This window comes from Enterobacter sp. BIDMC93 (assembly GCF_001037805.1).
GTDB classification, from domain to species: Bacteria; Pseudomonadota; Gammaproteobacteria; order Enterobacterales; family Enterobacteriaceae; genus Enterobacter; species Enterobacter hormaechei_C.
Map to the genome: position 1 here is coordinate 3375392 of NZ_KQ089962.1, position 13234 is coordinate 3388625.

Annotated in this window: 14 protein-coding genes; 9 read left to right on the forward strand and 5 right to left on the reverse strand. The window is 54.2% G+C overall.

The window, feature by feature from the left end; all coding sequences use genetic code 11:
• Nucleotides 1–53 precede the first annotated feature (53 nt).
• Complete coding sequence (hspQ, locus tag SK58_RS15865) at nucleotides 54–371, forward strand: heat shock protein HspQ (RefSeq protein ID WP_017693678.1); 318 nt, start codon at nucleotides 54–56, stop codon at nucleotides 369–371.
• A gap of 32 nt (nucleotides 372–403) precedes the next feature.
• Here the strand turns inward: hspQ and SK58_RS15870 are convergent, their stop codons facing one another.
• Nucleotides 404–817, reverse strand: a complete 414-nt coding sequence (locus tag SK58_RS15870; RefSeq protein WP_006809337.1) for a CoA-binding protein — start codon at nucleotides 815–817, stop codon at nucleotides 404–406.
• A 171-nt stretch (nucleotides 818–988) separates the two neighbouring features.
• Here SK58_RS15870 and SK58_RS15875 point away from each other — a divergent pair, with 171 nt between their 5' ends.
• Together SK58_RS15875 and mgsA are read left to right on the forward strand one after the other, a co-directional pair.
• Nucleotides 989–1651 carry a curli synthesis inhibitor gene (locus SK58_RS15875; RefSeq protein WP_015570892.1) on the forward strand — a complete coding sequence of 221 codons (663 nt, stop codon included), beginning with the start codon at nucleotides 989–991 and terminating at the stop codon, nucleotides 1649–1651.
• An 80-nt stretch (nucleotides 1652–1731) separates the two neighbouring features.
• Complete coding sequence (mgsA, locus tag SK58_RS15880) at nucleotides 1732–2190, forward strand: methylglyoxal synthase (protein ID WP_003858146.1); 459 nt, start codon at nucleotides 1732–1734, stop codon at nucleotides 2188–2190.
• A gap of 53 nt (nucleotides 2191–2243) precedes the next feature.
• Here mgsA and helD read toward each other — a convergent pair whose 3' ends face one another.
• Nucleotides 2244–4298 carry a DNA helicase IV gene (gene helD / locus SK58_RS15885; protein ID WP_032653161.1) on the reverse strand — a complete coding sequence of 685 codons (2055 nt, stop codon included), beginning with the start codon at nucleotides 4296–4298 and terminating at the stop codon, nucleotides 2244–2246.
• 122 nt (nucleotides 4299–4420) lie between these two features.
• On the opposite strand from helD, the gene SK58_RS15890 reads away from it, so the two are divergent.
• A complete protein-coding gene (locus SK58_RS15890) occupies nucleotides 4421–4867 on the forward strand; it encodes a YccF domain-containing protein (protein ID WP_015570894.1) in 447 nt (148 codons plus the stop codon).
• An 18-nt stretch (nucleotides 4868–4885) separates the two neighbouring features.
• Nucleotides 4886–7048 (forward strand): YccS family putative transporter, encoded by a 2163-nt coding sequence (gene yccS, locus SK58_RS15895; RefSeq protein ID WP_048220194.1) that lies wholly within the window; start codon nucleotides 4886–4888, stop codon nucleotides 7046–7048.
• Here yccS and SK58_RS15900 read toward each other — a convergent pair.
• Nucleotides 7005–7631 (reverse strand): TfoX/Sxy family DNA transformation protein, encoded by a 627-nt coding sequence (locus SK58_RS15900; protein WP_017384804.1) that lies wholly within the window; start codon nucleotides 7629–7631, stop codon nucleotides 7005–7007. The genes yccS and SK58_RS15900 overlap by 44 nt on opposite strands.
• A 217-nt stretch (nucleotides 7632–7848) precedes the next feature.
• On the opposite strand from SK58_RS15900, the gene sulA reads away from it, so the two are divergent.
• Nucleotides 7849–8358 carry an SOS-induced cell division inhibitor SulA gene (gene sulA / locus SK58_RS15905; protein ID WP_032104231.1) on the forward strand — a complete coding sequence of 170 codons (510 nt, stop codon included), beginning with the start codon at nucleotides 7849–7851 and terminating at the stop codon, nucleotides 8356–8358.
• A 356-nt stretch (nucleotides 8359–8714) separates the two neighbouring features.
• Nucleotides 8715–9767, forward strand: coding sequence for a porin OmpA (ompA, locus tag SK58_RS15910; RefSeq protein ID WP_017694761.1), 1053 nt, complete (start codon nucleotides 8715–8717; stop codon nucleotides 9765–9767).
• 65 nt (nucleotides 9768–9832) lie between these two features.
• Here the strand turns inward: ompA and matP are convergent, their stop codons facing one another.
• Nucleotides 9833–10285 carry a macrodomain Ter protein MatP gene (gene matP / locus SK58_RS15915; RefSeq protein WP_006809347.1) on the reverse strand — a complete coding sequence of 151 codons (453 nt, stop codon included), beginning with the start codon at nucleotides 10283–10285 and terminating at the stop codon, nucleotides 9833–9835.
• 186 nt (nucleotides 10286–10471) lie between these two features.
• Here matP and SK58_RS15920 point away from each other — a divergent pair, with 186 nt between their 5' ends.
• Together SK58_RS15920 and fabA are read left to right on the forward strand one after the other, a co-directional pair.
• The gene (locus tag SK58_RS15920) at nucleotides 10472–12232 is read left to right on the forward strand and encodes an AAA family ATPase (RefSeq protein WP_023296273.1); all 1761 of its coding nucleotides are present in this window, start codon (nucleotides 10472–10474) and stop codon (nucleotides 12230–12232) included.
• A 68-nt stretch (nucleotides 12233–12300) separates the two neighbouring features.
• Nucleotides 12301–12819: a bifunctional 3-hydroxydecanoyl-ACP dehydratase/trans-2-decenoyl-ACP isomerase gene (gene fabA, locus SK58_RS15925; protein ID WP_000227926.1), complete on the forward strand. Its 519-nt coding sequence runs from the start codon at nucleotides 12301–12303 to the stop codon at nucleotides 12817–12819.
• Between the two features lie 71 nt (nucleotides 12820–12890).
• Here the strand turns inward: fabA and rmf are convergent, their stop codons facing one another.
• On the reverse strand, nucleotides 12891–13058 hold the full coding sequence (rmf, locus tag SK58_RS15930) for a ribosome modulation factor (RefSeq protein WP_003858162.1): 168 nt from the start codon (nucleotides 13056–13058) through the stop codon (nucleotides 12891–12893).
• Between the last annotated feature and the right edge of the window lie 176 nt (nucleotides 13059–13234).

Below are 13234 nucleotides of genomic sequence, written 5' to 3' on the forward strand. Positions count from 1 at the left end.
AGAGAAATATTGCCCGCACATAGTGTGTATGTAATGTTTCCCGGGAGGTGACTATGATTGCCAGCAAATTCGGTATCGGCCAGCAGGTCCGCCACACCTTGCTTGGATATTTGGGTGTGGTCGTGGATATCGACCCGGAGTATTCCCTTGATGAACCGTCAGCAGACGATCTGGCCGTTGACGCAGCGCTTCGCGCCGCGCCCTGGTATCATGTGGTTATGGAGGGCGACGATGGTCAGCCTGTCCATACCTATCTTGCCGAAGCGCAGCTGAGTGGTGAACTACAGGATGAGCATCCGGAACAACCCACTATGGACGAGCTTGCTCAGACCATCCGCAAACAGTTACAGGCACCAAGACTGCGCAACTAAAGGTGTAAAAAAGCCCGTCAAACGGGCTTTTTTTATTTTGCCAGCCCCAGACGGGGAATATCGATTGCCGGACAGCGATCCATCACCACCTTCAGCCCGGCATCGCGCGCCAGCACGGCCGCCTGCTCATTAATCACGCCCAGCTGCATCCACAGCGTTTTCGCGCCGATGGCAATCGCCTCCTGCGCCACGCCCCAGGCCGCCTCTGAATTGCGAAAAACGTCCACCATATCCACCTTTTCCGGCACGTCCGCGAGCGTCGCATAGCCCTGCTGGCCCAGCAGCGTTTTCCCCGCCACCTTCGGCGAGACCGGGATCACGTGATAACCCTGATCCAGAAGGTATTTCATGACCCGATAGCTTGGGCGATCCGGTTTATCGCTCGCGCCGACCAGCGCAATAGTGCGCGTGGACGTCAGAATTTCGACAATGTCGTTCTCTTTCATGCTTTTCCTCCTGGCTTTTTTCAAAGTGTACGTCAAAGCGGACATCTCAACCACGTATCCCATACAGAAGTATGAGGGCAAAACGGCAGAATATGTCTATATGTTAGTAAACGTGTTTGTCGAAAACTTTTGATACATTCTTACCGGGTAGTTTGTCTACAGGAGTCTGCTATGAAAACCGGCATTGCCTGGGCTATGGTTGCGTTAATCATGCCGGTTTGTGTTTTCGCAACCACCCTCAGACTCTCAACCGACATTGACCTGCTGGTGCTGGACGGGAAAAAAGTCTCCAGCTCCCTGCTGCGGGGTGCAGACAGTATCGAGCTGGATAACGGCCCGCACCAGGTGGTTTTTCGGGTGGAAAAGACCATTCGCCTCGCCGACAACGAACAGCAGGTGTACATTTCGCCTCCGCTGGTGGTCAGCTTTAATACCCAGCGTATCAGCCAGGTCAATTTTCGTCTCCCGCGCCTTGAGACAGAAAAGGAGTCACTGGCATTTGATGCCTCGCCGCGCATTGAACTGGTGGACGGGGACTCCATGCCCATCCCGGTAAAACTGGATATTCTGGCGCTGACAAAAAGGCCAAAGGGAACAGACTATGAAGCGGACACCGAGACCTACAACAGGGCCAGCAGGCGCGCCTCGCTGCCCCAGTTCGCCACCATGATGGCGGATGACAGTACCCTGCTTTCGGGCGTATCGGAGCTGGATGTACTCCCCCCTCAGTCGCAGACCCTTACTGAGCAACGCCTCAAGTTCTGGTTCCAGAATGCCGATCCGGACACGCGCGCCCGTTTTCTGCAATGGGCGAAGCAACAACCTTCGTCGTAAGCCACATTTTTTCGTCCTTTCTCTTGCAGCATCAGCCAGTTCCCGTCATCGTGTAACGAGGTAACCTCACGGATAAGATTATGGAACTGACAACACGCACACTTCCGGCGCGCAAGCACATTGCTCTGGTTGCGCACGATCACTGTAAACAAATGCTGCTTAACTGGGTTCGTCGCCATCAGCCTCTTTTACAGCATCATGCCCTTTCTGCCACGGGAACAACCGGCAACCTGATCCACCGCGAAACCGGTCTGGAAGTGAATGCCATGCTGAGCGGCCCGATGGGGGGTGACCAGCAGGTAGGTGCTCAGATTTCAGAAGGTAAAATTGACGTTCTGATTTTCTTCTGGGATCCGCTGAACGCGGTTCCGCATGATCCGGACGTTAAAGCGCTGCTGCGTCTGGCGACGGTGTGGAACATTCCGGTAGCCACCAATCTTTCAACGGCAGATTTCATCATTGAATCGCCGCAGTTTAACGATCCGGTGGAGATTTTGATCCCGGATTATCAGCGTTATCTTGCGGAGAGACTGAAGTAGTTTTTTGCCCGGTGGCGCTGCGCTTACCGGGCCTACAGAATTTGCCCGGCGCGTTACGGCTTTCTCGCCACCGGCACGTCAATACTTTTCAAAATATCGACAAACACCGACGGCTCCTCTTTGTTGAACAAGAGCCACACGCGATGGCGCGCGCGGGTTATCGCCACGTACAGTAAACGCCGCTCCTCTGCATCCGGGAAATCTTCCGGAACAGGTAATAACGCCTCTTCCATCACGGATTCCCGCGCCGGTGCAGGGAAACCGTCGCTCCCCTCTTTTAGCCCCACCACAATCACGTAGTCGGCCTGCTGCCCTTTACTGGCGTGAATGGTCATAAAATCGAGCTGAAGTTTTGGCCAGCGCGTCGCCGCTTTTTCCAGCGCCGTCGGCTTGAGGTGATGATAACGCGCCAGGACCAGAATGCGCTCATCCGGTTTCGCATAGCCGCTCAGTTTATCCAGCAGCGGTTCCAGCTGATCGTCCGCCAGCAGCGTGACGGCCTTTTTATCACCCGACGTCAGGCTGTTAAGCGGTTTCGACAGCTGGTGCGGGTTCTGCTGAATAAAACGGTTGGCTATTTCGCCAATCCGCGCGTTGAAGCGGTAGGTGGTGTCCAGATCGCTGCGATCGCCTTCCCCAAAATAGTGGTGGAAGGCCGTCGTGAGGGATAGTTGCGCCCCGCTGAAACGGTAGATAGCCTGCCAGTCATCGCCCACGGCAAACAGCGACGTGTGTTTATTCTGCGCCCGCAGCGCCGAAAGCAGCGCAGCGCGCTGCGGCGAGATATCCTGAAACTCATCCACCAGAATGTGTTTCCACGGGCTGACGAAGCGCCCTTTCTCCAGAATGATGATGGCCTGATGGATCAGCCCCGAAAAATCGACCGCGTTTTCGTCTTTCAGCGCGGTTTTCCACGCTTTCAGCATCGGCGCCATCAGCTTAACCCGTTTAGAAAACACAGCGCGGATCGACTCCGGTGCGCTTTCTATCATCTCCGCCTGAGAGCCGCCGTGCATGCGCATCAGGCTTACCCACCGGTCGAGACGAGAGCCCAGCCGGCGCGCCAGCTTTTCATCCTGCCAGAAGCTGCCCTCCGGCACCTCCCAGTTGAGTTCCTCTTCAAGCCACTGACGCCAGCCTTTCGCCTGCGCCTTTTTTTCACTGCACTGCTGACGCCATGCCTTGATAAACAGCGCCTGGCGAGCCTGAGCGTCATTTTCCAGTTTGCTGACAACAGGAACTTTTTTGCTGCCCTGTTGAATGATGTGTAAAGCGAGGGAGTGGAACGTGCGCGCCGAGATATCCTGGGTATGCAAACGCGCCTGAATGCGCTCATCCATCTCCTGCGCAGCCTTGCGACCAAAGGCCAGCAGCAAAATCTGGTCTGCAACCGCCTCGCCCGTTGTCAGAAGCCAACCCGCGCGCGCCACCAGCACCGACGTTTTGCCGCTCCCGGCACCTGCCAGCACCAATAAAGACTGCTCGCCATTCACCACGGCGCGCGCCTGGGCAGGATTGAGGGGCGATGACTCCACCGTGCTGAAGAAGTCGGCATATTGCGTAAGCATCGCCTCAGTCCAGGCCTGGTTATGCGCCAGACGGCTTTTCTCGATATCGCTCAGCCAGGCCTGGCACTTTCGCCACGCGTCGCGGCAGTTATCAAATTCCTCAAGCCGCGCCACCGGTAAAGGCAATGCCGTCAGCGCCTGGGCGATTTTTTGCTGAAGCCCGGCGGTTTGCTGGCGCGTCAGCCACTTCTGCTGCGTATTGCTTAGCGCGATATCGTCCAGCACCTGTTGCAGAACCTGTGCGGCAATCACGCTCATCTCCTGGCTCCACTGCTGCCAGCGCGTGTTCAGATGATGGTGGAAGCGTTGGGTTTCCGCCCACTCGGTCCCGTGGAGTCGCACCACTTTGTCTGCCGGCAGGACGAACTCCAGCTCCCCCCATACCAGCCCTCGTTTACAATGAATGGCCAGTAGCTGATTAAACGGAATAAGGTATTCGTGGCGTTCACCGGAGACTTTCACTCCTGCATTGAGCAGGACAATCTTGTCGTAAGGGTGCTGCGCCAGGCGTTTGCCCATTGAAGTTGCTTTCAGTTCCATATCCTGCCGGATCCACGAGGTCATAATTTGTCAGACAGTTTAACTGCCAGTTTTAAGGTGCTCCAGCCCAAAAAAACGTTACAATCACCGGGCGTTAATCATATCGAAGGAAATGAGGGTTTATGCGTACCGTTCTGAATGTGTTGAATTTTGTCCTTGGCGGTTTTGCCACCACCCTTTCCTGGCTTTTTGCCACTCTGGTGAGCATCGTGCTCATCTTCACCCTTCCGCTGACGCGCTCCTGCTGGGAAATCACCAAACTGTCCCTCGTTCCTTATGGAAATGAAGCCGTACACGTGGATGAGCTGGAGCCGGAAAGAAAAAATGCCTTCATGAATACCGGCGGCACGCTGCTGAATATTTTATGGCTGATCTTCTTTGGCTGGTGGTTGTGTCTGATGCATATCTTCGCCGGTATCGCCCAGTGCATCACGATTATAGGCATTCCGGTTGGCATTGCTAATTTCAAAATTGCTACCATCGCCCTGTGGCCGGTAGGACGCCGTGTTGTCCCGGTCGAAGTCGCGCAAGCCGCGCGTGAAGCCAACGCCCGTCGCCGTTTTCAGTAATAAGGACTGGCCGCACTCATGCTAAGCCCCCTGCTTCGTCGCTATACGTGGAACAGTAACTGGCTGTATAACGTCAGGATCTTTATCGCCCTCTGCGGCACCGTCGCTCTGCCGTGGTGGCTAAATGATGTGAAGCTCACCATCCCCCTCACGCTTGGGGTGGTGGCCGGCGCGCTGGCGGATCTCGACGACCGCCTGGCCGGTCGTTTGCGTAATCTGGTCATTACGCTGGTCTGCTTCTTTATTGCTTCCACCTCCGTTGAGCTGCTTTTCCCCTGGCCCTGGCTGTTTGCCTTAGGGCTGACGGTGTCCACCAGCGGCTTCATTTTGCTCGGCGGCCTCGGGCAACGCTACGCCACTATCGCGTTTGGCGCCCTGCTGATTGCCATTTACACCATGCTGGGCGTCTCTCTTTACGATCAGTGGTATCAACAACCGGTCCTGCTGCTGTTGGGCGCTATCTGGTATAACCTGCTGACCTTAACCGGGCATCTTATTTTTCCGGTTCGTGCCTTACAGGACAACATTGCCCGCAGTTACGAACAGCTGGCCCACTATCTGGAGCTGAAATCCCGGCTGTTTGATCCGGATATTGAAGAGGACAGCCAGGCGCCCCTGTACGATCTGGCGCTGGCAAATGGCCAACTGGTCGCCACGCTGAATCAGACCAAAGCGTCTCTGCTCACCCGTCTGCGCGGCGATCGCGGTCAGCGCGGTACCCGGCGCACACTGCACTACTACTTTGTCGCCCAGGATATTCACGAGCGCGCCAGCTCCTCGCATGTGCAGTACGCTGACCTGCGCGAGAAATTCCGCTACAGCGACGTGATGTTCCGTTTCCAGCGCCTGCTGTCGATGCAGTCTCAGGCCTGCCAGCAACTTGCGCGCTCAATACTGCTGCGCACGCCCTATCAGCACGATCCTCGCTTTGAACGCGCATTCAGTCATCTGGATGCGGCCCTCGATCGCGTTCAGGCCAGTGGGACATCGCCGGAACAGTTCAAAGCCCTGGGATTCTTGCTCAACAACCTGAGAGCCATCGATGCTCAGCTCGCCACCATTGAGTCTGAACAGGCGATGGCAATGCCGGGCAATGACGCCGACAACCAGCTTGCCGACGACAGTCTCAACGGTTTCAGCGATATGTGGCTGCGCCTGAGCCGTCATTTTACGCCGGAATCCGCCCTCTTTCGCCATGCGGTAAGGATGTCGCTGGTTCTGTGCGTCGGCTACGCGTTTATCCAGATAACAGGGTTGCACCACGGTTACTGGATCCTGCTGACCAGCCTGTTTGTCTGCCAGCCGAACTATAACGCTACCCGCCATCGGCTCGCGCTGCGTATTGTCGGGACATTAGTCGGGGTCGCCATCGGGCTGCCGGTGCTCTACTTTGTGCCATCCGTAGAAGGGCAACTGATCCTGATCGTGATTACCGGTGTACTGTTTTTCGCCTTCCGCAATGTGCAGTACGCCCACGCCACGATGTTCATCACGCTGCTGGTGCTGCTCTGCTTCAATCTGCTGGGTGAAGGCTTTGAAGTGGCCCTCCCCCGCGTGATCGACACGCTAATCGGCTGCGCCATTGCCTGGGCGGCGGTGAGCTTTATCTGGCCGGACTGGCGTTTTCGTAACTTACCGCGCGTGTCCGACAGAGCGATGAACGCTAACTGCCGCTATCTGGATGCTATTCTTGAGCAATACCATCAGGGTCGCGATAACCGTCTGGCCTATCGGATTGCCCGTCGCGATGCGCATAACACGGACGCAGAGCTGGCTTCCGTTGTCTCGAATATGTCGACTGAGCCGCGCGCCACGGCAGAAATCCGGGAGACAGCCTTCCGCCTGCTGTGTCTGAACCACACGTTCACCAGCTATATCTCTACCCTTGGCGCCCACCGTGAGAAACTGACAAATCCGGGCATCCTGGCGCTGCTGGACGACGCCGTTTGCTACGTTGATGATGCGCTTCATCATCAACCTGCGGATGAGCCACGGGTTCACCAGGCACTGGATGAACTGGTGCAACGTATCGCACACCTTGATCCTGGCACCGACAACAAAGCTCCGCTGGTCCTACAGCAAATTGGCCTGCTTATCGCTTTGCTGCCGGAAATTTGTCGGCTGCGACAGAAGATCGCTACCTGGCGGAATGATGGCCCTGCGACTCAGGCAGCGCATTAAACCACTCCATAAGCTCCCGGCGAATATCCGCCGGGAGTGCCGCTTCATGTAACCCTTCGATGGCGCCTTCAAGCGCGAACAATACCCGGATACTCAGCGCTTTATTCTTAGAGCGCATTTTCAGCCAGCTCGTCTTCGCCCCCAACTGTCGTAGCGTCTCTTCATTGGTAATGCCCGCCTCCATAAGCAGGACCTCAATCTGAAAGGTCAGGTTCGGCAGATCCTTAAGCCGGTTACGCTGATGGCGCTGGTAGCGCTCTTTCCTGGCGGCATCGAGCGCAAACGAGGAGAGCTGAAGCAGCTTTTCCCTGTTTTGCCACAGACCTTCATCCACACGGTAGTAATTAAGCAGCACTGGCCGTCCTCGTTTCATCAGGGTCAGAAAAGAGGAGGCGTTTTTTACACAGTATTTTGCACTTTGCTCACAGGCGCGAAGGTACAGCTCGCCGTCAGACACCATCGCGAACACCGCTTCATCCACGGCCAGGGTATAACCGCCAAACAGGGCACGATGATGAATTTCGCCCAGCGGAGAGAGGTATTCCTGAGATTGATAAATCCGATCATAAGATATCTTTTTCATGATAATTCCATTAAAAATCATACAGTAAACACGATATTTCTTACTAACGGATCCGTTAGCAGGAAAATAGGCAACTTATTGCCGTTGGGCAAGATGATTTTTTCAGGTTCACCAGGAATGGATGAAATTTGCGAGTCGCTTTCCGAAAATGAGGTTGATCTTTATGCACACAGGGGTTACTGTATATCCATACAGTAACTACAGGGCTGGAATGAATATGTACACTTCAGGCTATGCAAATCACTTAACACCTTCCACTTCTGCCGCAGGCAATGCTGCGCAGAATTCTATCGGGCGTGTATCGACAGGGCTTATCAGTGAAGTGGTTTACCGTGAAGACCAGCCGCTGTTAACACAACTCTTACTCCTGCCGCTTTTGCAGCAGCTCGGGCAACAGTCTCGCTGGCAGCTCTGGCTGACGCCACAGCAAAAATTAAGTCGTGAATGGGTTCAGTCGGCTGGCCTGCCGTTAGCGAAGGTGATGCAGATTAATCAACTCTCCCCTTGCGATACGGTCGAGTCGATGGTCCGGGCATTACGTACCGGGAACTATAGCGTCGTGATTGGGTGGTTGCCTGAGGATCTGTCGCAAGAGGAACATTTGCGTCTGTCTGAAGCGGCTGAAGAAGGTAATGCGATGGGTTTCATCATGCGGCCGGTTCGTGGAGATTCCTATCGCAGAGGACAACATCCCGGGCTAAAAATTCACTCAAATGTGTACCATTGAGTCATTTTAAGAGTTTTCCTGGAATTTTTTTCGACCACGGTATGCAAAAAAAGTTCAACGCGTCAAAACTGCGGCAAGGCTTGTCTGACGCGGTTCTCGTTAATTTTACTGCACAAAATTCGTTCAAAAATTGTTAAATATTAGGTATACGGAACTTTTTTTTTCATATGCCTGACGGACTTCACACTTGTAAGTTTTCAGCTACGTTGTAGACTTTACATCGCCAGGGGTGCTCGGCCTAAGCCGAAGATATCGGTAGGTTTATATTTGACCACGCCCCCCGGTGAAGGATTTAACCGTGATTCCTCCGATGGAGATATTCATGGCAAATTTTGGATGATAACGAGGCGCAAAAAATGAAAAAGACAGCTATCGCGATTGCAGTGGCACTGGCTGGCTTCGCTACCGTAGCGCAGGCCGCTCCGAAAGATAATACCTGGTATGCAGGTGGTAAACTGGGCTGGTCTCAGTTCCATGACACCGGTTGGTACAACAGCAGCCTGAACAACGATGGCCCTACTCACGAGAGCCAGCTGGGTGCAGGTGCGTTCGGTGGCTATCAGGTTAACCCGTATGTTGGCTTTGAAATGGGTTACGACTGGTTAGGTCGTATGCCTTACAAAGGCGACAACGTAAATGGCGCTTTCAAAGCTCAAGGCGTACAGCTGACCGCTAAACTGGGTTACCCAGTGACTGACGATCTGGACGTGTACACCCGTCTGGGCGGCATGGTATGGCGTGCAGACTCCAGCAACAGCATCGCTGGTGACGACCACGACACTGGTGTTTCCCCAGTATTCGCTGGTGGCGTTGAGTGGGCAATGACCCGTGACATCGCTACCCGTCTGGAATACCAGTGGGTTAACAACATCGGTGACGGTGCTACCGTTGGCGTTCGTCCAGACAACGGCATGCTGAGCGTTGGTGTTTCTTACCGTTTCGGTCAGCAGGAAGATGCGCCAGTCGTAGCTCCAGCTCCGGCTCCAGCTCCAGAAGTACAGACCAAGCACTTCACTCTGAAGTCTGACGTTCTGTTCAACTTCAACAAAGCTACCCTGAAACCAGAAGGTCAGCAGGCACTGGATCAGCTGTACACCCAGCTGAGCAACTTGGATCCTAAAGACGGTTCTGTAGTGGTTCTGGGCTTCACCGACCGTATCGGTTCTGACGCTTACAACCAGGGTCTGTCTGAGAAACGTGCTCAGTCTGTAGTTGATTACCTGGTATCTAAAGGTATCCCAGCTAACAAGATCTCCCCACGTGGTATGGGCGAATCTAACCCAGTTACCGGTTCTACCTGTGACAACGTGAAACCACGCGCTGCACTGATCGACTGCCTGGCACCAGATCGTCGCGTAGAGATCGAAGTTAAAGGTATCAAAGACGTTGTAACTCAGCCTGCGGCATAAGTTATCGTATTATAAAAAAACCCCGCGATGCGGGGTTTTTTATTATCTGAAGAAAAGTAAAAAGCTTATTTTTTACCTAACAGTGCCTGTAGATCGTTCTTCAGCGTCGACATCTGGCTGGCATACTTCTCTTTGTGCTCGGCATCTTCAATCAGCTGCACCACCGTTTCCGACAGGGTTTTCCCGCGCCGCTGCGCAAGCCCGGCCAGACGCTGCCAGACCATGAACTCCAGGTCGATGGATTTCTTACGGGTGTGCTGATGCTCGGCATTGAAATGCCGTTTACGACGAGCACGGATAGTTTGCTTCATCCGGTTTAACAAGGCCGGATTAATGTGTTTCTCAATCCAGCCGTTGACCTGTACCGGTTCGTTTTCGAGGGTCAGCAACATATCCACAGCTTCTTGTGCCGCGCTGGCTTCGATGTAGCAGGTGATCAGCTCCCCTTCACGGTGCTTTTTGACCAGGTACTTCCATTTCCAGCCGCTTTCGAGGTTTTCCAGTTGTTGATATTTCATTGCGATCTCAGTGTTACCGTGTAACTCTGTTCAGAATATCAGTTTTTTGGCAATCTGCTGAAAAGAAATCATATCCTGTGAAACGCCGCAGGCGATCCGCATGACGAAAACCCGAATCCTGATTGGGCAGAGTGCGCCGCTTACGGTATACTCCACGGTTTTACTTCTGACTAAAAAACATCAACTTTGACCATTACGAAACTTGCATGGCGTGACCTGGTTCCGGATACCGAGAGCTATCAGGAGCTGTTTGCACAGCCAGACCTCACAAAAGAACACGAATTCATACTTAGCGATACACAACCGCGTTTGCATTACGCGCTGGAGCAGATGTCATCCCCATGGGCTACATCTCCTTTCATGCTGCTCAAAGCCCCGGAAGAAGCCGAGTATCTGACGCTTCTCGGTGATGCCATGCGCCAGTTGCATCCAAAAACGAATGCCGTTTTTGGTGGTCAGTATCATATTGCCGGACGTGACGTGACCTTCGAACCTGCCACGCAGGCAGACGGACAATTCGCTGCAAAAGGCGAAGTGATCACCGCCAACTGGGTGGAAGCAGAACAGCTGTTCGGCTGCCTTCGTCAGTTCAATGGCGATGTGTCACTGCAACCCGGTCTGGTACACCGCGCGAACGGCGGCGTGTTGCTCATCTCCCTTCGCACCCTGCTTGCACAGCCTCTCCTGTGGATGCGCCTGAAAACGGTGGTGACGCAGCAACGTTTTGACTGGGTAGGCTACGACGATTCACGTCCGCTGCCTGTTTCCATTCCGTCTATGCCGCTGTCGCTGACCGTCGTGCTGACGGGTGACCGTGAATCTCTGGCTGATTTCCAGGAAATGGAGCCAGAACTCGCGGAGCAGGCGGTTTACAGCGAATTTGAAGACAATATTCAGATCGCCGATGCCGATGACATGGCGCAGTGGTGTCAGTGGGTTATGGCCGTGGCGGAACGTTTCGCGCTGCCCTCGCCTGCCGAGGATGCGTGGCCGGGCTTAATCCGCGAGGCCGTACGCTACACTGGCGATCAGGAAACCCTGCCGCTCTGCCCGCTCTGGATCGGTAAACAGCTGCGTGAAGTGGGCGTTATCAGCGGCAACGGTCCGTTTACCGGCGAGCAGCTTAGCCAGATGCTGGCCCAGCGTGAATGGCGTGAAGGTTATCTTGCTGACCGTATGCAGGATGAAATTCTGCTGGAACAGATTCTGGTGGAGACCGAAGGCGAACGTATCGGGCAAATCAACGCCTTGTCCGTCATCGAGTTCCCCGGACACCCACGCGCCTTTGGCGAGCCTTCCCGTATCAGCTGTGTCGTGCACATTGGCGACGGCGAATTTACCGATATCGAACGCAAGGCCGAACTGGGTGGAAACATTCATGCCAAAGGCATGATGATCATGCAGGCATTCCTGATGTCTGAACTTCAGCTGGAGCAGCAGATCCCCTTCTCTGCCTCGTTGACCTTTGAACAGTCCTACAGTGAAGTCGACGGCGATAGCGCCTCGATGGCGGAGCTGTGCGCCGTGATCAGCGCGCTTGCAGACGTACCGATTAATCAGAATATTGCGATTACCGGTTCCGTGGATCAGTTTGGTCGTGCCCAACCGGTGGGTGGACTGAATGAGAAAATCGAAGGCTTCTTCGCTATCTGCCAGCAGCGCGGTTTAAACGGCAAACAGGGCGTGATTATTCCGGCACCTAACGCTCGCCATTTGAGCCTGAGCCAGGCGATTCTGGATGCGGTAGAGCAGGAACAATTCGCCGTCTGGGCCATCGAAGGGGTTGAGGATGCTCTACCCTTACTGACAAACCTGGTCTGGGACGGCGAAGGCCAGACAACCCTGATGCAGACCATTCAGGAACGTATAGCTCAGGCGACACAGCAGGATGCTCGTCATCGTTATCCGTGGCCGTTACGCTGGTTAAGTTGGTTTAGTGCTAACTGATCGGACTTGTTCAGCGTACACGTGTTAGCTATCCTGCGTCCTTCACTAAAATAAGGCTTACTGAGAACATGGTAGATAAACGCGAATCCTATACTAAAGAAGACCTTCTTGCCTCTGGTCGCGGTGAACTGTTTGGTGCGAAAGGCCCGCAGTTACCGGCCCCAAATATGCTGATGATGGACCGTGTCGTGAAAATGACCGAAACCGGCGGCAACTTTGATAAGGGTTACGTAGAAGCAGAACTCGATATCAACCCGGACCTGTGGTTCTTCGGTTGCCACTTTATTGGCGATCCGGTAATGCCTGGCTGCCTGGGCCTCGATGCCATGTGGCAGCTGGTTGGCTTCTATCTGGGCTGGCTTGGCGGTGAAGGTAAAGGCCGTGCGCTGGGCGTAGGCGAAGTGAAATTCACCGGTCAGGTTCTGCCTACCGCGAAGAAAGTCACCTACCGTATCCATTTCAAACGCATCGTTAACCGCCGCCTGATTATGGGCCTGGCGGACGGTGAAGTGCTGGTAGATGGTCGTCTTATCTATACTGCGAACGACCTGAAAGTGGGTCTGTTCCAGGATACCTCCGCTTTCTGATAACGGCATTTAGCCCCTTCCAGAAAGGCGAAACCTCCGCATTGCGGAGGTTTCTTTTTAAAGAGACGGTATCAAGCAAGTACTGCCCTGTCTCCGATGGCTTCTCGCCAGCCCCCTAGCCATTGGGACCTTTGATTCAGGGCCTGATAGGGACACATTTCTTTTGAACGTCCGGCGATGCCAGCCTGATAACCACGTTGATGAGCCCTTTCCAGGCGATCTCGTTTCTGTCTCTTCATGCCTCGTTTCCCTCATTCTTTTGTCTGGTGGAAAGAAAACAGTGATTGCAATATGTGCAAGCACAGTTAACGAATACCCCGAATCGGCGTCAGCGTCAACGTTCAAAATTCATACGGGTGTCATATTTGTGAGCTACATGGAAGATCGTTTGTACAAAAAATGTGACGCGGGACAA